Source organism: Dyadobacter sp. SRI_021, assembly GCF_057586235.1.
This window is the reverse complement of sequence record NZ_JBYCZM010000004.1, coordinates 587,581-606,975: the sequence shown is the minus strand read 5'-3', so window position 1 is coordinate 606,975 and position 19,395 is coordinate 587,581. Positions and strand designations below refer to the sequence as shown.

Annotated in this window: 16 protein-coding genes; 9 read left to right on the top strand and 7 right to left on the bottom strand. The window is 49.8% G+C overall.

Going from position 1 to position 19,395, the window contains the following annotated elements; translation table 11 throughout:
* The first annotated feature begins 12 nt into the window (after positions 1 to 12).
* The 5 genes from AC2YIT_RS15500 (at position 13) to AC2YIT_RS15480 (ending at position 6,455) form a co-directional block, all read left to right on the top strand.
* The gene (locus AC2YIT_RS15500; RefSeq protein ID WP_487279747.1) at positions 13 to 1,260 is read left to right on the top strand and encodes a glucuronyl esterase domain-containing protein; all 1,248 of its coding nucleotides are present in this window, start codon (positions 13 to 15) and stop codon (positions 1,258 to 1,260) included.
* A 35-nt stretch (positions 1,261 to 1,295) separates the two neighbouring features.
* On the top strand, positions 1,296 to 2,549 hold the full coding sequence (fucP, locus tag AC2YIT_RS15495; protein ID WP_487279746.1) for an L-fucose:H+ symporter permease: 1,254 nt from the start codon (positions 1,296 to 1,298) through the stop codon (positions 2,547 to 2,549).
* 200 nt (positions 2,550 to 2,749) lie between these two features.
* The gene (locus AC2YIT_RS15490) at positions 2,750 to 3,649 is read left to right on the top strand and encodes an ROK family protein (RefSeq protein ID WP_487279745.1); all 900 of its coding nucleotides are present in this window, start codon (positions 2,750 to 2,752) and stop codon (positions 3,647 to 3,649) included.
* Positions 3,650 to 3,795: 146 nt separating this feature from the next.
* Complete coding sequence (locus AC2YIT_RS15485; protein WP_487279744.1) at positions 3,796 to 4,995, top strand: acetyltransferase domain-containing protein; 1,200 nt, start codon at positions 3,796 to 3,798, stop codon at positions 4,993 to 4,995.
* A 29-nt stretch (positions 4,996 to 5,024) separates the two neighbouring features.
* Complete coding sequence (locus tag AC2YIT_RS15480; protein ID WP_487279743.1) at positions 5,025 to 6,455, top strand: SMP-30/gluconolactonase/LRE family protein; 1,431 nt, start codon at positions 5,025 to 5,027, stop codon at positions 6,453 to 6,455.
* Here the strand turns inward: AC2YIT_RS15480 and AC2YIT_RS15475 are convergent, their stop codons facing one another.
* The 5 genes from AC2YIT_RS15475 to AC2YIT_RS15455 form a co-directional block, all read right to left on the bottom strand.
* Positions 6,456 to 6,872, bottom strand: a complete 417-nt coding sequence (locus tag AC2YIT_RS15475; protein ID WP_487279742.1) for an LIC_13387 family protein — start codon at positions 6,870 to 6,872, stop codon at positions 6,456 to 6,458.
* 20 nt (positions 6,873 to 6,892) lie between these two features.
* Positions 6,893 to 8,998, bottom strand: a complete 2,106-nt coding sequence (locus AC2YIT_RS15470; RefSeq protein ID WP_487279741.1) for an alpha-amylase family protein — start codon at positions 8,996 to 8,998, stop codon at positions 6,893 to 6,895.
* An 80-nt stretch (positions 8,999 to 9,078) separates the two neighbouring features.
* Positions 9,079 to 10,215, bottom strand: coding sequence for an MFS transporter (locus AC2YIT_RS15465; RefSeq protein ID WP_430845500.1), 1,137 nt, complete (start codon positions 10,213 to 10,215; stop codon positions 9,079 to 9,081).
* Between the two features lie 150 nt (positions 10,216 to 10,365).
* Positions 10,366 to 12,087 (bottom strand): GMC oxidoreductase, encoded by a 1,722-nt coding sequence (locus AC2YIT_RS15460; RefSeq protein WP_487279740.1) that lies wholly within the window; start codon positions 12,085 to 12,087, stop codon positions 10,366 to 10,368.
* A gap of 81 nt (positions 12,088 to 12,168) precedes the next feature.
* Positions 12,169 to 12,699, bottom strand: a complete 531-nt coding sequence (locus AC2YIT_RS15455; protein ID WP_430845502.1) for a gluconate 2-dehydrogenase subunit 3 family protein — start codon at positions 12,697 to 12,699, stop codon at positions 12,169 to 12,171.
* A gap of 567 nt (positions 12,700 to 13,266) precedes the next feature.
* Here AC2YIT_RS15455 and AC2YIT_RS15450 point away from each other — a divergent pair.
* Positions 13,267 to 14,319, top strand: coding sequence for an aldo/keto reductase (locus AC2YIT_RS15450; RefSeq protein WP_487279739.1), 1,053 nt, complete (start codon positions 13,267 to 13,269; stop codon positions 14,317 to 14,319).
* A gap of 23 nt (positions 14,320 to 14,342) precedes the next feature.
* Here the strand turns inward: AC2YIT_RS15450 and AC2YIT_RS15445 are convergent, their stop codons facing one another.
* Positions 14,343 to 14,981 carry a response regulator gene (locus tag AC2YIT_RS15445; RefSeq protein ID WP_430845504.1) on the bottom strand — a complete coding sequence of 213 codons (639 nt, stop codon included), beginning with the start codon at positions 14,979 to 14,981 and terminating at the stop codon, positions 14,343 to 14,345.
* 679 nt (positions 14,982 to 15,660) lie between these two features.
* On the opposite strand from AC2YIT_RS15445, the gene AC2YIT_RS15440 reads away from it, so the two are divergent.
* The 3 genes from AC2YIT_RS15440 to AC2YIT_RS15430 all read left to right on the top strand — a co-directional run bounded on the left by AC2YIT_RS15440 (position 15,661) and on the right by AC2YIT_RS15430 (position 18,580).
* The gene (locus AC2YIT_RS15440; protein WP_487279738.1) at positions 15,661 to 17,658 is read left to right on the top strand and encodes a T9SS type A sorting domain-containing protein; all 1,998 of its coding nucleotides are present in this window, start codon (positions 15,661 to 15,663) and stop codon (positions 17,656 to 17,658) included.
* A gap of 160 nt (positions 17,659 to 17,818) precedes the next feature.
* Complete coding sequence (locus AC2YIT_RS15435; protein ID WP_487279737.1) at positions 17,819 to 18,316, top strand: hypothetical protein; 498 nt, start codon at positions 17,819 to 17,821, stop codon at positions 18,314 to 18,316.
* Between the two features lie 69 nt (positions 18,317 to 18,385).
* Positions 18,386 to 18,580: a hypothetical protein gene (locus AC2YIT_RS15430; RefSeq protein ID WP_430845507.1), complete on the top strand. Its 195-nt coding sequence runs from the start codon at positions 18,386 to 18,388 to the stop codon at positions 18,578 to 18,580.
* Positions 18,581 to 18,779: 199 nt separating this feature from the next.
* On the opposite strand, the gene AC2YIT_RS15425 is transcribed toward AC2YIT_RS15430, so the two are convergent.
* Positions 18,780 to 19,343 carry a YfbU family protein gene (locus AC2YIT_RS15425; protein ID WP_487279736.1) on the bottom strand — a complete coding sequence of 188 codons (564 nt, stop codon included), beginning with the start codon at positions 19,341 to 19,343 and terminating at the stop codon, positions 18,780 to 18,782.
* Positions 19,344 to 19,395 lie beyond the last annotated feature (52 nt).

Sequence of the window (19,395 nt, the reverse complement as noted above, 5' to 3'; positions counted from 1 at the left end):
AACCTGCTTATCATGAGGGTTTTTGTTTTCGCGTCGGCATTGTGCCTGACTGTCTTATCCCAAATACTATTCGCCCAGGAGGGCAATAGGGCATTACCGGATCCATTTACTTTCAACAATGGAAAGAAGGTGAAATCGGTAAAGGAGTGGGAAGGCAGGCGGAAGGAAATTCTCGAAATCATGACGCGCGAAATGTATGGCGTGGCCCCCGAAAAGCCACAAAACATGCGTTTCGAAGTGTTTGATCTGGATAAAAATGCATTGGGCGGCAAAGCAACGCGGAAGCAGGTCATGGTTCATATCACCGAAAAAGGCAAGGAAGCGAGTTTCGACCTGCTGATTTACATTCCCAATCACGCCAAACATCCGGTGCCTGCCATTATCGGGCTCAATTTCATCGGTAACCAGGCCATTCATGCCGATCCGGGTATTAAACTGACGACCGCCTGGGTCGAAAAGAGCGGAATGTTCCCTTGCTCAGCCGGAGGGAAGGCAGGGGATGCCTGCCGGGGCGTGAATGCCTCGCAATGGGCGGTGGATAGCATCCTTGCACGCGGGTACGCGCTGGTGACGCTCTACCGCGAGGAAATCGCTTCGGACCGGAAGGAGTACGCGTTTCAAACGGGCGTGCACGCATTATATCCGGAGTTGCAGCAGCGTGAAGATAATTTCGGTACGATTGCTGCCTGGGCGTGGGCTTTGAGCCGCGGGCTGGACTATCTGGAAACCGATAAGGAGATCGATGCCAAACGCGTAGCGGTGTTCGGTTTTTCGCGGTTGGGTAAGGCTGCGCTCTGGGCAGGTGCCACGGATCGGCGGTTTGCTGCCGTACTGAGCAATGAGTCGGGCGCGGGTGGCGGCAAGCAGTTCCGCCGCGGGATCGGTGAGGATATTAACCGGCTATGCACGGTATTCCCGCATTGGTATGCCCGGAGTTTGGGTAAATACAAAGGGAAAGATACCGAGTTGCCGTTCGATCAGCATTTTGTCCTTTCGCTCATTGCCCCGCGGCCGGTTTACCTGGCCACGGCCGAGGACGACAGAAATGCCGATCCGCAGGGTGAGTTCGCCACCGCGCGGGCCGCGGACTCCGTGTACCGGTTTTTAGGGACGAGCGGTTTTCCCGACGTCCCATTTCCGGCGCTGAATCAGCCTGTATCGGGTCAAATCAGCTTCCATATCCGGCCGGGCGGGCACGACGTTAAAATGTTCGACTGGATACAGTTTTTAAATTTCTCTGATTTACATTTGCAAAAATAGACCGAACCTAATATTTAATTTTACTATTCAGCTAAATGAGCAACCATTCGTCTGTCGGCACCGTTCACGCCTCCCCGCCTAAGTTTACTGACAAAAAATACCTTGTTACCCTGGTCTTTGTTACATCCCTTTTCATGTTCTGGGGGATTGCGATTACGATGGGAGACGTGCTCAACAAGCACTTTCAGAAAGTACTCAGCCTGAGTAAGACCCAATCGGCATTCGTGCAGTTTGCGATTTTCGGGGCTTATTTCATCATGGGTATCCCCGCGGGTTTGTTCATGAAACGGTTTGGTTATAAAAACGGCGTATTGCTCGGCCTGTCACTGTTTGCGCTCGGTGCGTTCCTGTTCGTTCCGGCGGCCAGCACCGCTTCTTTCCCTTTCTTCGGCATTGCGCTGTTTATCCTGGGTTGTGGTTTGGCGACGCTTGAAACCGTGGCTCACCCGTTTGTGGCTTCGCTGGGCGACCAGCGCACCAGCGATCAGCGGATCAATTTCGCACAGGCATTCAACGCTTTGGGAGCTATCCTCGGGCCTGCGATCGGCGGTTATTTCCTTTTTCGTAACCATGTCGAAGGCAGCACCGATCTCACTTCCGTAAAAAATCTTTACATCGCGATCGGTTCAGTGATCGCGTTGATTGCCCTGGCCTTCTCATTTGTAAAAGTACCCGCGCTGATCGACCCGCATGCTGCCGATATTGATCCGGACGCGGTGAATGTGGATTCAGAGCCAGGCAAGTCATTGTTTCAGCACCGCCATTTCGTATGGGCGGTGGCTGCGCAGTTCTTCAATGTGGCTGCGCAAGGCGGTACCTGGGCTTTCTTTATCAACTACGGCCACGAGAAAATGGGCTTCTCCGACGCCGTGGCAGCCAACTATATGATCGGTTTTATGGCCTTGATGCTTGCAGGACGGTTCGTGGGGACTTTCCTGATGCGTTTCATCGCTCCGCACACATTGCTGGCTATTTTTGCATTCAGCAACATCGTGATGTGCCTTATCGTGGCTCAGGCGTGGGGATGGCCGTCTTTCATTGCGCTCATGATGCTGAACTTCTTTTTTAGTATCATGTTCCCGACGATTTTCAGCCTTGGTTTGAAAAACCTGGGAGCGCATACCCAGCAAGGCTCGTCGTTCATCGCGATGGGTGTAGCGGGAGGAGCTTTCTTCCCATTCCTGATGGGCGCAGTGGCAGAAACCAACGTGGCGCACGCCTATTACCTGCCGATTATCTGCTACGCGGTGATCTTCCTGTTTGGATATAAGTTTTATAAATCACATTGATGTACTTCGGCCGTCGGCAATCAGCAATCGGCTTTTTGATCAACTGAAAGCCAGCCGAAAGCCGACTGCCGATAGCCGAAGTCTAAAAATTAATTAACAAAACGAATAAGGATACTTCGGCCGTCGGCAATCGCTTTTGGTCAACTGAGAGTCAGCCGAAAGCCGATTGCCGATAGCCGAAGTCTTAAAAAAAACCAACAATGAAACTCTGGGGAATCGACTTAGGAGGTACCAAAATAGAATGTGCAGTGCTGGATCCCGAAAGGAATCTGGAAGTGGTAGTACGTATGCGCGTGCCGACGGAATCCGTGAATGGCTATGACCATATTCTGTCGCAAATCAAGAAGCTGATCGAGATGGTAGCGGACCAGGTAGGTGAGCGGCCACGCAAAATCGGATTCGCGACGCCCGGCGTCCTCGAACCGGATTCGCAGTTGATGAAAAACTCGAATACGACCTGCCTCAATGGAATGCCTTTGAAGGCTGATCTTGAAAAAATACTGGGTGTACCCTGTGAGCTGGCCAACGATGCAAACTGCTTTGCATTGGCAGAGGCATTGATGGGCGCAGGTAAAGATTACCACGGCGCGGAGGTGGTGTTCGGCGTGATTATGGGCACTGGAGTAGGCGGCGGATTGGTTGTGAATAACAAAATTATCGGTGGGCACCACGGTATCGGTGGCGAATGGGGCCACAATATTCTTGAAGAGGGCGGGGAACCTTGTTATTGTGGAAAAGCGGGATGTGTGGAACAGGTGATCTCGGGTCCCGCATTGGAACGCCATTACGAAAGGCTGAGCGGAGAGAAGGTAACCATGAAAACCGTGCTTGAAAGATATTACGCCGGTAACGATGAGCATGCCAAAGCGACTATCGAGCGGCTGCTGGAATACTATGGCCGGGCGATTTCGACCCTCATTAACGTGCTTGATCCGAACCTGATCGTGATTGGTGGTGGTGTAGGTAATATCGACCTGCTTTACACCGCAGGCTACGAGCGCATTCGCAAGTATATTTTCAATAAGGGCATCGTCACAACGCCGATCGTGAAACCCAAATTGGGTGATAGCGCGGGCGTTTTCGGAGCAGCATTGCTGTAACCGGAATTCCACCTTCTTATCCCGGCATTATTCAGCCTTTGTTGAAGAATGCCGGGATTTTTGTTGCCGTTTGTTAGAGGTACATAGGCAGTAAATCAGTAATTTATGTGGCTTCTTAGGTCAGTTGTCATCAACTCACATTAGTCATGTATACCACAGCCACCAGCACCCTCACCAACCGTATCCGGTCGATCGACACTGTTCGCGGCCTGATCATCATTATCATGGCTCTCGACCATGTACGCGACTTCTTCCACATCGCCGGCGCCACCGGCGACCCTACCGACCTTGCTACCACCACGCCCGCATTGTTTTTCACCCGCTGGATTACGCATTACTGCGCGCCATCGTTCATGATGCTCTCGGGACTATCAGCCTATTTGTCGGGCCTGAACAAAACGGCCGCGGAGAAGTCGGCTTTCCTGATCAAGCGTGGATTCTGGCTTATTTTGGTAGAAATGGTGTTTATGACATTCGCATTCACATTTGATATTTATTACAAAACACTCTTTTTCGCCGTATTCTGGGCGCTGGGCGGGGCCATGATCGTACTCGGCATTGCGGTACGGTTTGCGTCCCCGAAGACCGTTCTGATACTCGGTCTGGCATTGGTGCTCGGGCATAACCTGCTGGATTATGTGAAGTTGCAGGAAAATTCTACCGCCGACATTCTCCTGCGCATATTCTTCACCGGTAGGGGCACATTCCTGCCCCGGCCCGACGGCGGCGCAATTGTTTTCCTATATGTGATATTTCCCTGGGCGGGCATTATGATGGCGGGGTACGGACTGGGTATGCTGTATAAGCGCAATGCGGATCCCGTGCGACGGAGGAAACTGCTCATGCTGATCGGCTCGTTACTCACGGTGCTGTTTGTTGTTTTGAGGCTGATCAACCGATATGGCGACCCGGCGCCCTGGTCGATGCAGGATACCGGTATCAAAACCTTCATGTCTTTCCTGAATGTGACCAAATATCCGCCTTCGCTGTTTTTTACTTTCATGACGCAGGGGCCGATACTCATTCTGTTGGCCCTTACCGAGCAGACGGACAATGCATTCAGCCGCATTTGCACAGTCTATGGCAGAGTTCCGTTCTTTTTCTTCCTCGTCCATTTTTACGTGATCCACATCATGACGATGGTGATTGTTTTCTTATCGGGATACACCTGGCAGCAGGCAACGGACGACAGCCTTTTCTTCAAGTTCCGGCCCAACGAATTCGGGTATCCGCTCGGGCAAACCTACCTGATCTGGATATTGATCGTCGTGGCGATGTACTGGCCTTGCAAATGGTACGGTGATTACCGGGCGCGGAAGCGGACATGGTGGCTGAGCTATTTGTAAATGTTTTTCCAATTTAAGTACACACCTGCATGAAGCATCTTCTGCTCCTGTTCTGCTTTTTTACGCCTTTTTGGGCCAATGCCCAGACCCTGGAGGAAAACTACCCGGTAGATCCCGCATCCGAAGAACATCCGGGCGTACCCAAGGGCGAGGTTCTAAAATTTGTTTTCGATCAATCCAAAATATTCCCGGGCACGTGGCGCGAGTATTGGGTGTATGTGCCTGCGCAATACAAGCCCGATACGCCCGCATGTGTGTATGTAAACCAGGACGGGATTCAATGGAAGGCCCCAACGGTGTTCGACAACCTCATTCATCAAAAGGAAATGCCGGTCACGATCGGCGTTTTCGTGATGCACGGCCGTGTGAAGGCGACCGATCCGAATACCGCGAACGACCGTTTCAACCGCAGCTTCGAGTATGACGGCTTGGGCGATGCTTACGCGCGGTTTATTCTCGACGAAATCCTTCCGGAAGTTGAAAAGCAGAAAACGAGTGATGGCCGCCAAATCCGCCTTTCCAAAAACGGTAACGACCGCGCGATCGGTGGTTCCAGCAGCGGGGCTGTGTGTGCATTCACAGCTGCATGGGAACGACCGGATGCTTTTTCGCGCGTTTTCAGTGCAATAGGGACCTATGTAGGCCTGCGCGGAGCGGACCGTTACCCGACATTACTCCGAAAAGTTGAGCCCAAACCCATCCGCATTTACATGCAGGATGGTGCCAATGACCTGAATATCTACGCCGGTGATTGGTGGATGGCGAATCAGACCATGCTGCGGGCGTTGACATTTGCCGGTTACGAGGTGAAACATCAATGGGGTGAGGGCGGCCATAATGGTAAGCAGGGGACGGCGCTGTTTCCCGACGCAATGCGCTATTTGTGGAAGAGCTGGCCGGAGCCGGTCCAAAAAGGACAGTCGCAAAATGCATTTCTGTCGGCTTTGTTGATTCCGGGAGAGAATTGGACGGAGACTACCGACGCTTTTCCCATGAAAGGAAAACCGACACCTTCCAGCGCGAATTCTTTGAAAACACTGAAAGCCGGAGCCGCGGCGCTTTCACCCGATCAGACATTGGTTTACACCATCGACTCGACTTCCCATTGGGTGTATTCCTATCAGGTGCAACCGAACCGGAAACTGGCGTACAGGCAACGATTTGGATGGCTACACGTATCCGATGCCGAAAATAAAGCCGGAGCCTCCGGCATTGTTTGTGACCGAGATGGCCGGATTTATGTAGCTACGAATTCAGGTGTGCAAATCCTCGATCAGACCGGCCGCGTGAATGCTATTTTACCTACACCCAATGGTGTAGCCAGCAAAATAACATTTGGCGGCGACAGTTCCGATGTACTGTACATCAAAATCAATGGTAAGACTTATGGCCGCAAACTAAAAACCCGCGGCATAAATCCGGGAGAAGCGCCCAACAAGCCAGACGCTCCCAAATTGTAGTTAGCCGTTCAGGAAAATAGCCAGTACCACCAGCAGGCCCGCAACGAGACTGATGGAACCGGCGAACGGGAAAAAGTACACAAATTCAATAATACCCATAGCAACGTAACCGATCCCGATGGGTGTGAGTACGTTGCGGGCAATGTCGTGGTTGCTGTCGGCATATCGTGCTGCAGAAAGAATAAGCATGATCGACATACCATATACGACGAACAGAATGAGGCCGTAACCTTCAAAATAGTCGCCCATGCTTCGCATAGCACCCATGAACTCGAATTTCGGCCCGGTCATCTGCCTGATCACTTCCTGTTTAATGGGATCGGGGGTTTCTTTCCATGTAATATGGCCGAAAAAATGCCCGATCAGGTGAATGAGGATACACAGCGCAGCAATGCGCAGGAGGAGTCTTGGTTTCATGGGGTAGCGTTTGATTTAGTTTACCATTCCATCACAATGCTTTCGAACTCCGCGAGGCGAGCGAGCGAGACAGTGATCGCGCCGTCTTTCCAGATGAAGTTTAAAGGCTTGTGATTCGTCAATGTAAACACTTTTTGCGGTTTTTTCACCAGCCTGATCCTGAATTGCAAATCGTTGACAGGCAGTGGTTCGAAATAGGTATTTCCGCTGAAACCAGTGAGGTTGATCAGATGCAAAATCTGGCCGTCGGGGGTGTTTTTCGACTGTTTTTCGGGGGTATTGCGAGTAAACTTTTTCAACACTGTTTCGACCCGCGCCGGTGCATTCGTATTGAAATCCTGTGCGATTTCAGGTAGCATGTGGCGGATCATATCCAGCAAAAGGTTTTTGTGTTCCTGATAGCCATGCATATAGTATATCCGGCCGAGGTTAATTGGGAAAAGTGCTGCTTTGCTGTGGGGATGATTTTTAATACCCAGTGCATAGTAACCGGTGGGATCGTGGCCGCCGATGATTTCGGGCGGGCCTGGGCGGCCTTTTGTTAAGATAGGAAGCAGTTTTAGATCTGCACCTGAAAGGTTGTACAGGCCGAGGTTGAATTTCCAGAAAAGCATGCTTTGTCCCTTGAAGCTCTTGAAAATGCTGCGGTCGTCGGGCACGAGGTAATTTCCCGCGCCATCGTTGTCCTTCTTTTCTATTTTTGCGCCAAAAAGCGCTCGCAGGGTTTCAGGATTATCAAACAATGTCCGATTGGTGGCGATCAGGTGGGTGCCTTGCTGGCTGGCTTCTTTCAGTATTCGGATGGCCTCCGGTTTCAGGTAGGTGATCTCAGGCAGGATGATCAGTTTGTAATCTTTTACCTTTTGTTCCAGATTAGCGATCCGACCGTCTTCCACGATATCGAATGGAATATGCGCCTCGCGAAGCATCAGTTGAATGCCGCGGTATTCTTGCATCGGCTCGCCGTTGGGCCAGGCGCCCGGAGCTACGACAGCTATTTTGGCTACCGATTGATACCTGCCGAAATAGGCTTCATTCTTTTTGTGAAAACCATATACCTTCCTGAAGACGGGATAGCTGCGTTCGTCCTCATATCCGCGCATGTCGCCCATCATGCTCATGTCCAGGCCTGAGCCGTTGGCAATGTTCTCGTACAGCCTGATCCGCGTTTCTTCCGGTTCCACAGCGTTGTACCGTGACTGAAAGGATATTTGCTGGATGCTTGCATTGCTGATAATATGCTCCGGAAAGGAATTGACCGCATTGCCGACGTTGTCCGAAGCAGTATAGGGCCAATAGGGCAGCGTGGTCATGCTTTGCGACTCATGGCGGATGATATCTACAAACTTGTCGGAGTAAGTACAGATTGCAATCTGCTCATTTTTCGATTTCACCAGCTTGTGCAGCCTTTCCGACCACTCTTCGACAGTTGCTTTTTTGAATTCGAGATATTGCTGGAAAAGTGGGTCTGCCTTGTTTTCCTCGGTAGGCAGCGCCTTGCCGCCGCTGAATTCCGCGAAGCGCTTTTTATCGTATTCGTTCTGATCAATGCCGTGGTATTTGCCTTCGTAGGGGTTATTGACCTGATAGCCTGGCATATTCAGGAAAATGCCGTCGATCGGGAAGGTATTGATCACCTCCTCAATGATCTTGAATGCCTTTTCCTGCACATAGGGAGCATTGATGGACACCACGTACATATCGGTATTGATGATGCGTTCGCCTTTCGGGGAAATGTAGCACCAGTCGGGATGGGCTTTGAAAATGCGCTCGTGCACCCGGCTGAAATCGAAGCGGACGATTACCTTGATACCTTTTTCGTGGCATTTCCGGACGACGTCAGCGAGGAGGTTATTATCCCTCAGATAGGGGTTTGGGTAATGAAAATCCAGTTTTGTAGGGTAAAAGGCCATAATGCCTCCCGCGTTGATCAACAGAGTGTTGGCAGAGCACGCAATGAGGTCGGCTACAATGGAGTCAGCGTTGATCGTCGCAGCCTCGTAGGCGGGAAGGTTCATCTGGATAACCCTCAGATTGTTCCTCTTCCACCAGAGGTCGGCCTTGTTTTGCGCCAGCAGGCAGCTTGCGCTGAGAATAAAGTAAAGGAGTAAAATACGGTTTTTCATGCCGGAATGAATGGTTTGGTGCAAAAGAGCCCGGCTACACCGCATCTACTGGACGCTGAGAAATTGATTTTGAAGCCTTTCTAATCGCGGTGCTTGTAGCCGAATGCGACAAAAAAGAGCAATATGCCAACCAATCCGAGCGCCCAGGATAAAGAAGTGAGTTCGGCGAGCACGCCAATCAGCGCAGGACCGGCAAGCTGGCCGGAGTAGCCCAGAATGGTAACTGCCGACAATGCGATGGAGGGTGGAACATTGGGAATACGCCCGGCGGCGGTGAAGAATATCGGTACCACGTTGGCGGCACCCAGTCCTACCATCACAAACCCGGCCAATGCGGCCAGGGCAGATGGAATGGTAACTGCCATAATGAAGCCGGCGCCGGCAAGCAGCGTACCGTAAAATACCACTTTTGCAGGCCCCAGCCGGTGAATAATGCCGTCGCCGGTGAGGCGCATAACGGCCATGGCCACTGAAAATGCGGCGTAGCCGAGCCCTGAAAATGAAGGATCAAAACCGCGGGAAAATTGCAGAAAAACGGCGCTCCAATCGAGCAGGGAGCCTTCGGCAAGAAAAAGAATGAAACACATAATGCCCAGTAATACCACCGGACCTTTGGGCAAAACGAAGCTGGTACCATCCAGTTTGGCTTCTTCTGAATGGGGGAGCAGGTACCGCGACTGGGTTACCGTAATGAAGACGAGCAATGCGGAAATGGCAACGGCCGCGTAAGTTGGTGACAGGCCGGCTTTGATAAGAAAACCAAGCCCTATGGAGCCCATGAGCCCGCCCAGGCTGAACATACCGTGAAATGAAGACATAATGTGACTGCCGTGCCGCTCCTGAACCACGACGGCCTGCGCATTCATAGAAACATCGATGGAGCCTATTCCTGCACCAAATACAAATAATGCGACGGCAAGCTGGTAGGGAGAACCGGCCAGCAACAATAATGGAAGAAGAGAAGCGATTACCAGTGCTGAAACGATGGCCACCGTGCGGCTGCCGTATTTATTGATCAGCAATCCGGTTAATGGCATTGTCAGAATGGCCCCAGCTCCTAATGCAAGCAGTACCACACCCAAGTCAGCATCATTCAGCCCCAGTTTGATTTTGGCAAAAGGCACCATCGGCGCCCAGCTCGACAGCCCGATGCCGCACACTAGAAATATCAGTAAAGTTGCTCTCCGGGCGGCGCTGATTCTCAGTTTTTCTTCCATGAATGTAAGCGTGAATTTTCTACAAAGAAATGTAATTTTGCAGAAAATTGCAAAATATTGCAAAAAATAGCATTTGTTGAAAATGAGCGGTTATAGGAAGGGTTTAAGACAAAGAGGCCGGGTTTTGTGACCCGGCCTCTGAACATACCATCAGATATTTTTCTTTTTGGATTCTTTCACAGCGAAATCCACCGCTCGCGCCGTGAGCGCCATATAGGTAAGCGAAGGGTTCACACACGACGCGGAAGTCATGGCCGCACCGTCGGTAACGAATACGTTTTTCACCGCGTGGATCTGGTTGTTGCCATTCAAAACCGACGTTTTGGGGTCGCGTCCCATACGGGCAGTACCCATTTCATGGATAGCCATACCCAGATACGAGCCGTTGTCATAAGTGCGGACGTTCTTCACACCCGATCTTTCGAGCATTTCGGCTGCGTCGTTCATCATGTCCTTGCGCATTTTTTTCTCATTCTCCCGAAGGTCCGCATCGAAAACAACTGTCGGAATACCGAATTTATCTTTTTTATCCTTGTTCAGGTACATCCGGTTTTCGTGGTAGGGTAATGTTTCACCGAAGCCGCCGAAGCCCATTGTCCAGTTGCCCGGAGTAGTGAGTTCCTCCTTGAAATCGGCGCCGAATGCCAGCTCGGCCACGTTACGCTGCCATCCCTGGCGGCCACCGCCACCCTGGTAGCCGAACCCGCGCAGGTAATCACGTTTGTCGTTGCCGATGTTGCGATAACGCGGTACATATATACCGTTTGCGCGGCGGCCGAAGTAATATTTGTCGAGGTCACCTTCCCAGGTACCGCTCGCGCCTGTGCGAAAGTGGTGGTCCATCAGGTTATGGCCCAGTTCGCCGGAGTCGTTGCCCATTCCATTCGGGAAGCGGTCGGAGGTAGAGTTGAGGAGCAATGCAGTCGATGCCAGTGCACTCGCACAAACAAAGATGATATTGGCAAAGAATTCACGCTCTTGCAAAGTGACCGTGTCGACCACGCGTACGCCGGTAGCGCGGCCACCTTGCTTTTTACCATCATAAATAATCTCGCGCACCACCGAATCTGGGCGGAGTGTCAACCGGCCTGTTTTCATCGCGGGAGGCAATGTTGACGACTGGGTGCTGAAATAGGCGCCATAGGGGCAGCCGTACGAACAACGGTTGCGATACTGGCAAGGGCCGCGGCCGCCATCGAGCTGGATTTTGGTCGGTTGCGAAAGGTTGGCAACGCGTCCGATCGTCATCACCCGGCCGGGGAACTCTTTTTCGAGGCGTTTGCGTACTTCTTTTTCGACGTGGTACATGTCCATCGGTGCAATGAAGTCGCTGTCGGGCAATTGTGGAAGCCCGAGTTTCTCGCCCGAAATGCCCACATGTTTTTCGACATATGAATACCATGGAGCAATGTCTTTGTAACGGATCGGCCAGTCGACTGCGATACCGTCTTTCAGGTTGGCTTCGAAGTCGAGGTCGCTCCAGCGGTAGGACTGCCGTCCCCACATGATCGATTTTCCACCGACGATATTCGGGCGGAACCAGTCGAAGCGCTTTTTCTCTTCGTAAGGCTGGTCCATGTCATTCATCCAGTACTTCTCGGTCATTTCGTTGTACGGATAATCGCGGGAGAGGAACGGGTGTGTTTCCTTTTGTTTGACCGTCAGGCGGCCGTTGTATTGGGTCTCCCAGGGAGCCTTCAGTGCATTTTCATAACCCGTTACATGTTCCAGGTTTTTGCCTTTTTCGAGCATGAGTACTCTCAGGCCCTTTTCGGTCAGTTCTTTCGCCGCCCAGCCGCCGGAAACTCCGGAGCCGATCACAATGGCATCGTAGGTGATGTCTTTTTTTGCGTCAATATTAAGGTTCGCCATTTTTCTAAGAGGTTGGAATGTCAGGAGTAGTCGGAAAGTCATGGGCTGACTGCCGCTACTGTCCTGTTAATTGTTTCCGAATTAAAGTGCCCAGCTTTTCTGTCCTTTGGGCATGGGCCAGCTACCCTCGAACCGGCCGGGGATCGGCAGGTAATCGAGTGCCTGTGTCGCACCGATTTCGGACGTGAAATAACCGGTAACGGTAAGCCCCTTCATTTGCAGGAAAAAAGGCTTGTCGGAAACGGTGGTCTTTTTGATAATATCGTTCTTCTGGGCTGCGTCCAGCGCCGCGAAATCCTTGGAATAGGTTTCTTTGGCAAGGACATTCACTTTAGCAAGACCATCATAGAACTTTTTCTGCTCCTCCATCGGATAGCAGTCGCGCATTACGCGCACGATAAACTTCTCCGCTCCGGCAGCTTTGGCACCCGGGGTGCCGGTAGTGGGAATGATAACATCTGCAACTTCCGCAAGCAGGGCTTCCTGCTGATCGGACACTTCGAGGGACGGGCCGAAATTCAGACGTTCGCCTGTGATACCGGCCATAAGCGGGGCTGAAATCGCGCCGCCCAACAGGAAGGTTATTCTTTGAACAGCTTCTCTACGGTTCATGGTTAGGTTATTAAGTCAGGAAATTCAAATTGCTATAAAAAATATCCTTTAAAGATAATAAGAAGGGTGTTTCGGGAGGCAAAACAGGCCCATTTTTCCGAATATTCATTCAAAAAGGCCATTTGCACATCAAATTTCGTAAGGTCCGTATCCCGTGATGATATTTGAATCATACTTACTGAACTAGGGGCTCAGGCAACGGCAGATCAGACATTCTGTTGCGCTAGTTAAAGGTTAGGTAATAGAGGAACGTTGAGTAAATAATGTGGATATCTTCCCTGAGGTTCAGGGAAGATATTTTTTTGAGAGGCATTGAAAGAAAAGCGTACAATTTCATAGTGTAACCAACCTAGCTAAACGAACAGCCAAGATCGTCACACTTCCTGGTAAACTGGCGGATTCCTGATTGTGCGATTGAGGCAAAAGGCCGGATGCGTCCGGCCTTTTTTTGTATCCTTTTGTGCACAAAAGGGCTTTCTGACTTGACGTTTGGGGATTTTATCCTTTAATTCGGCCGAGTAGGTCGCGCCACGCCGGCTTCGTTTTATTATTTTAACATCTAGACAAATGGAATACAGACAACTGGGAGGATCGGGCTTGAAGGTACCGGTGCTCAGCTTTGGTACAGGTACTTTCGGCGGTACGGGTGATTTCTTCAAGGCATGGGGCAACACACAGGTCGATGAAGCAACGAAGCTAGTCGGGTTGTGTATGGATGCAGGGCTCAATTTTTTCGATACCGCTAACGTCTACTCGCAGGGTTTGTCCGAGGAAATCCTTGGCAAAGCGATTATCGGGCTGCGCGACAAGATTATTCTTTCCACCAAAGCAACGTTCAGAATGGGGGATAAGCCGAACCAGTCGGGGTCGGGGCGTTTTCATCTGATCAAGGCTTGTGAGGATAGTCTGCGCAGGCTTCAAACGGATTACATCGATGTTTACCATATGCACGGCTTCGATGGCACGACACCGGTGGAGGAAACGCTCAGCGCATTGAACGACCTGATCCGCGCAGGAAAGGTACGTTACATTGCGTGCTCCAACTTTTCGGGCTGGCACCTGATGAAATCGCTCTCGGTTTCGGAGCGGTATGGGTGGGCGAAGTACGTTGCGCACCAGGCGCATTATTCACTGTTGAGCAGGGAACTGGAATGGGAATTGATGCCGCTCGGCGTCGATCAGAAAGTAGGTACGATCGTATGGAGCCCGTTGTCTGCGGGACGCCTGGGCGGTAAATATCGCAGAAACCAGCCTCTGCCGCCGGAAGGCCGTATTGCACAAGGAGGAGGCGAAGGGCCTGCCATACCCGAGGATTTTTTCTTTAACCTGATCGATGTGCTCGACGAGGTAGCTGCGGAAACGGAAAAGACCGTTGCGCAAGTGGCATTGAACTGGCTGTTACAACGCCCGACTGTCAGCAATATCGTAATAGGCGCGCGGAATGAGGAGCAATTGAAACAAAACCTCGGTGCTGTGGGTTGGAACCTGACGCTGGAACAGGTGAAACGCCTGGATGCGGCCAGTGAAAAATCGCCGATCTATCCTTATTGGCATCAGCGGAAGAATACCGCATTAAATCCGCTCCCTGACTTCTACGGGCATCTTATGGCCCGACGATAAAAGTAACCGGAGGCCGGGCTTACCTATCTGGCCTCCGGAATATACAATCCGTGCTGCATGGCATATACAATGAGGTCGGTGGTACGGCGTACTTTCAGTTTATCCATTACGCTACGGTGGTAATATTGAACCGTATGAGCGCTTAGTTTCAGCTCATAGGCGATTTCCTTGATGGTGTGCCCGCCGCAGACCTTGTGGAGTACCTCTTTTTCTCTTGGAGAGAGGTGCATAACCACTTCCTCTTCGCTGAATACACTGTTGATCAGGGAGTCGCGTATGGTTTTGCCGATGTATTGCTTGCCCGCCCGCACCTGGAAAATTGATTCCCTGAATTCTTCGAAGAGCGTCGATTTAGACAAGAAGCTGTTTGCTCCACGGCGGATCGTATGTTTGACGGTTTGGGCGTCTGTCACAGTCGATAGAACTATCACTTTCATTTCCCTTGGTAACGTCGATCGACACACGTCGAGTAATTCGAGACCATTCTGACCGTTGAGCGCCAGGTCCATAACCAGGATGTCGGGGGGAGTGCTACGTCTTTCTGTCAGGAAATCTTTTCCGTCCGTGTACGCTTCTACCATTTCGACGTCCGGAATCAGCTTCAACAGATTTTGAAGGGCGTCTGCAAGAAGGAGGTTTTCATCTACTAAAACTATATTCATAGAATTACTTTAAGTATTATACGACCTAATTTGAGACCCAATTTTGTACAATTTGATCATTTGATAGTTATAGTCTAAGCGCCGGATGCTTACAGATATTTAACATGTTTTGATATACTCAATTCCGCTACACAAAATACTCAAATGTAAAGCAAATAGGCCACCTATTGGAGCCCGCCACTTATTTGCCGGTAGTAACTTTCGGTGAATTTGTAACGACGGCGTAGATAAAATTAGTTCGATACCCCCAAATTTTTGGGGGTATATGCATACTAAAAATATGTGGGTTTGTTTTGATCCATTTATAGATACATTTGCAAATAAGTACTATTTAGTTTGAGAATATAGTATAACTAAATTGACGTACTGGATTCACCCATATTCTTAAAGTCATCAATACCTAAACCATTCATAATACGATTACAAAAATTATTGCTCATCTCTCTTGACCGGCACTCCGGTTATTCGTTAGACGACATCTTCACAAGAATGATCATCGGGCGCTTGCGCGTATAGGACTCGGCGTGGGCTTCAGATGAGTCGCTACTTTGGTTCAGACCATGCTACCGGTTCTGCCGGGATTAGGTTTTATTTGTATAATTTATAATTAATTGAATTTCAGGCATTTATTTTTATTTGATCACATAACGGTTTCTTTCTATTCTAAATTTCTATCACTATGAAAAGTTCTATCGGCCATTTAGTTAGGAAATTAGTATCGAGTCCGTCCCGATGGAGAGCAGGTGTGTTTTTGCTTTCTTTCGCGGCGCAGGGTGCATTTGCACAACAGTATATTGCCTCTACGAGCACGGTAGTGAATTCGGAAGCGCTCGCTACATCTTATGTTAACGACAAGGACAACGCCATCGGCGCATCCGATAGTCAGGTAGCGACAATATCTGCTTCGGGTCTTGTTGTCAACGTATTGCCGGGTGTAAGTGTAACGTACTCCAGTGACGCCGCATTGGTGCTGAATTTTGGGTCGTTAGTCCCAGCAGGCAAAACGACTTACGTACGTATTAATAGCCTGACGCAAACCGGTTTGAACCTGGATTTGAGCTCATTGCTCAATGCGCTGGGATTGCTGGAAAATGAGACTATTTCGGTGTCTTCGGATGGAGGTGCGACCACGCGGGAACTGGTGCGCAATGCAGCGGGCGACTTGTTTATTGCTATTACTCCTACAAATGCATATAGCAGTGTGACCGTGGGGCTCAATTTTGATAATTCAACAAGTCAGCTGTTAGGGGTAGCTTTGGGCCGCATCACTATGACGGTGGATTATGCCGCAAACTATGAGAACCTGGTACTTGGGCCCTGTGATGCGGCTTCATTTGCTTTCGCAGGTGTGAACCCGCACGCAGCAGGCATTGCGCTGACTTTGACGGATGCATTGCAGAATCCTGAACGTGCCATTGACGGCGATGTAAGTGCAGGTAACTTCTCGCTGCTCCAGAATGGAGCGGTTGCAGTGGCGTCAACGGTTTCGCAAACCGTATTTCTCGGTAAAACTTCTCCGGGAACCAATGAAGTTGTGGCTACGATTTCCAAACCGGCGGCATTGCTCAACCTTGGTGTTTTAGAAAACATCACTTTCCAGGCTTATCTGGGCGAAACAGCTGTAGGTGTTCCGCACACTGCTGAGAATCTGCTCGTTGACCTGGATCTTCTGACGCTTTTTGGCAATGACGGGCTGGCAACAGTAAGATTTGTGCCGGGCGGTGCTTACGATCGAATCAAGGTAACATCCGTGACTATTTTGAATGCTAACCTTTTCACCGGTTTGAGAATTCACGAATTGAGCTCTCGTCCTCCCGTTGTCATGACCGGCGGCGTACTTCCCGTAACAAGAGTAGGGGATCCACTGAATGTTAGTATTACGACTGCGGTGGCTGGAAACGGTCAGCCAGGATTTAGCCTGAACTGCGGCAACCCTGCGGACTATACTTTTGCTTTGTCTGGCGTGGCGCAAAACGCTCGCGTGTTGGCGGGTTCACTACCCAACACGATTACCTTGAGTCCTAATGGAACGTTGACGGGGACGCCGACTACTGGTCAGGATGGAACTTATGACTTCGATATCGAGACTACCAATAATTTCGGACAGACCGATACTACTGTCTTCCGGCTTGTTATCGAAAAAGCCCTGCCTGTAACACTGGTTAGTTTCAAAGCTCTGTCCGAAGGCCAGACCGCTGCATTGTCGTGGACTACTTCTGAGGAGACCAACAGCGATCGTTTCGATATCGAACGCAGCCAGAATGGTAAGAACTGGGTAAAAATAGGTTCTTTGTCCTCGCACAAGGAAAGCAAGGTTAATCAATATTATTCTTTTGCGGACGCAGCTCCTTTGAGGGGCGACAACTATTACCGTCTTAAAATGGTTGACCGTGACGAGACATTCGCGTACAGCCACATCGAACATCTGAATTTCGACGGTATCGCGTTGGTTTATCCTAACCCTGTAAGCGCGTCGCAAAACCTGACGTTCAATGTTGGCGATTGGAGCAAAGTAAGCCAGGTGAAAGTGGTGAATGCTGCGGGAAAGGTGGTGTTCGAAGCTTCCAATGCATTACTTTCAGGGCTCAATGCACGGAATCTTGTGGCAGGTGCATACGTAGTACAGGTGACACATGTTGATGGCACTGTAAGCTCACAGAAATTTGTGAGACAGTAATTGTCCTTTCTCACACGATACACAAACAAACCGCTGGCGATGAGTCAGCGGTTTGTTTTTTATAGGCCGGATTCAAAAAGGGAGGGCTACTACTTTTTTTGAAACAGCAGAACGGTATATTTGAGCTTTAAAGTATCCCCGATTATCAACGTTAGTTAATATGCCCAGCAAAAGAGGTAAAAAGAGCAAGTTCAAAAAGGTCCTGATTCCCGTGTTGAAATGGGCCAGCGCCATTATCCCGGTTTGTGCGTTCATTTACATCCTTTACTATTATAAGCAATTCGACTTTCTGAAACCGAAAGAACGCGTTAAAACAGAAACAAAAGTGCTGGCCTCCGGAGATTCGCTGCAGGCCGGCATTGGCGGATCGGAGAAACTGGCTGCTCAAATACACGTTACAAACAATGAATGGCACCAGGTAGGCGGGCTAGCGATCCACAATATGGTCATTGAAAATACATCCGCTTCGCCGGTAAAAAGTGTGGAAGTGGAGTTCAAGTACCTGAATGATGTGCAGGCTGTGGTGACGTCCAAAGTCATCACTATCAAGACGCCGGTTCCGGCAAAAAAATCAGCAAAAGTATCAGGACTGAGTGTTGGTTATGTCAACAATTCCGTAGTGGGGTGTGACGTAAAAGTGCTTAGTGCGAGATTGTAGGCCTGTGGTGTAAATCCATTGGTACGATTATTTAGGTTTATCTGTTAAACCTGACTAATAGCGTGTACTATGGCACAGTTACTTCAAAACATATATAATCTGGGACCGGTGCTGGCGATGATCGCCATCGCGGGTGCGGCGGCAGGTGGGTTCTGGCTGGTCGTTGAATTGAAAAAGCGAAGCGCCTATACTCGTTATTCCCAGAGCGACCGTTTGTTTCTCAGACGCAATGCCAACCGGCTTCGTAAAATGCAGCTACATTAGGATAGGGGTATAAAAAAACATCCCAATTACAAAGTAACCGGGATGTCCGATTTTACTCAACGTTATTGAAAACCTTTTGATGGGTTTTCGATACAAACTTAATGATTTCTTTATTCAAAACATTGTTTTTTGTTTACGAAATAATATTTTTTGGAGCCGTTGAGCGCCATCTAGTTAGCGAACGGTTTGCAACTGCCTATCATGCCTGGGTATCAAGCTCTATCGCTTTGACCTGGTCGATAAAATTTTGCAAATCCGACACCGAATATTGATGCTTTTCCACCTTTTCATAGTTGAAATACACTGAAAGCATACGATTGTATTTGATCAGTGAATTGTTTTTGTGCGACTTTAATTCGCGGCCCTTATACTCGCCATGCTCATCCATACGATCAACGAGATAAGACATCATATAGTAATGCATGCCGCTATCCTGGTCGAATCCTTCGAATTCCAACGATGCGAGATCGAGTGATTCTTTATCGGTTTCCGGCAACAAGCGAATGGAGTCGTTGATGCGGCTATACATTTTCATAATGTCGGAGATTTCATTGTAAACACTCAGGGGGACTTCTTCGTACAGGTTGTTGAATACCTTGGGATACAGGCCTGTATAGCCCTTTTCGAGTATTTCAACCCGCTTTTCGTATAGCTCACGTTCGTCTTCGTTTCCAATAGCAGAGAGGATTTTACATTGATTAATCAGCAGTTGTCTTTCAATCAGGGAAATACTTTCGGGAATCATATATAGTTGGTTCGACATTTTCAGCAAGTTAATGTTAATAGACACATTTTGTTCCCGTTTTACTTGCAAT

Excerpts from the sequence above, each read along its gene's own strand:
- AC2YIT_RS15500 (WP_487279747.1), top strand. The coding sequence starts at position 13 with ATGAGGGTTTTTGTTTTCGCGTCGGCATTGTGCCTGACTGTCTTATCC.
- fucP (WP_487279746.1), top strand. The coding sequence starts at position 1,296 with ATGAGCAACCATTCGTCTGTCGGCACCGTTCACGCCTCCCCGCCTAAG.
- AC2YIT_RS15490 (WP_487279745.1), top strand. The coding sequence starts at position 2,750 with ATGAAACTCTGGGGAATCGACTTAGGAGGTACCAAAATAGAATGTGCA.
- AC2YIT_RS15485 (WP_487279744.1), top strand. The coding sequence starts at position 3,796 with ATGTATACCACAGCCACCAGCACCCTCACCAACCGTATCCGGTCGATC.
- AC2YIT_RS15480 (WP_487279743.1), top strand. The coding sequence starts at position 5,025 with ATGAAGCATCTTCTGCTCCTGTTCTGCTTTTTTACGCCTTTTTGGGCC.
- AC2YIT_RS15475 (WP_487279742.1), bottom strand. The coding sequence starts at position 6,872 with ATGAAACCAAGACTCCTCCTGCGCATTGCTGCGCTGTGTATCCTCATT.
- AC2YIT_RS15470 (WP_487279741.1), bottom strand. The coding sequence starts at position 8,998 with ATGAAAAACCGTATTTTACTCCTTTACTTTATTCTCAGCGCAAGCTGC.
- AC2YIT_RS15465 (WP_430845500.1), bottom strand. The coding sequence starts at position 10,215 with ATGGAAGAAAAACTGAGAATCAGCGCCGCCCGGAGAGCAACTTTACTG.
- AC2YIT_RS15460 (WP_487279740.1), bottom strand. The coding sequence starts at position 12,087 with ATGGCGAACCTTAATATTGACGCAAAAAAAGACATCACCTACGATGCC.
- AC2YIT_RS15455 (WP_430845502.1), bottom strand. The coding sequence starts at position 12,699 with ATGAACCGTAGAGAAGCTGTTCAAAGAATAACCTTCCTGTTGGGCGGC.
- AC2YIT_RS15450 (WP_487279739.1), top strand. The coding sequence starts at position 13,267 with ATGGAATACAGACAACTGGGAGGATCGGGCTTGAAGGTACCGGTGCTC.
- AC2YIT_RS15445 (WP_430845504.1), bottom strand. The coding sequence starts at position 14,981 with ATGAATATAGTTTTAGTAGATGAAAACCTCCTTCTTGCAGACGCCCTT.
- AC2YIT_RS15440 (WP_487279738.1), top strand. The coding sequence starts at position 15,661 with ATGAAAAGTTCTATCGGCCATTTAGTTAGGAAATTAGTATCGAGTCCG.
- AC2YIT_RS15435 (WP_487279737.1), top strand. The coding sequence starts at position 17,819 with ATGCCCAGCAAAAGAGGTAAAAAGAGCAAGTTCAAAAAGGTCCTGATT.
- AC2YIT_RS15430 (WP_430845507.1), top strand. The coding sequence starts at position 18,386 with ATGGCACAGTTACTTCAAAACATATATAATCTGGGACCGGTGCTGGCG.
- AC2YIT_RS15425 (WP_487279736.1), bottom strand. The coding sequence starts at position 19,343 with ATGTCGAACCAACTATATATGATTCCCGAAAGTATTTCCCTGATTGAA.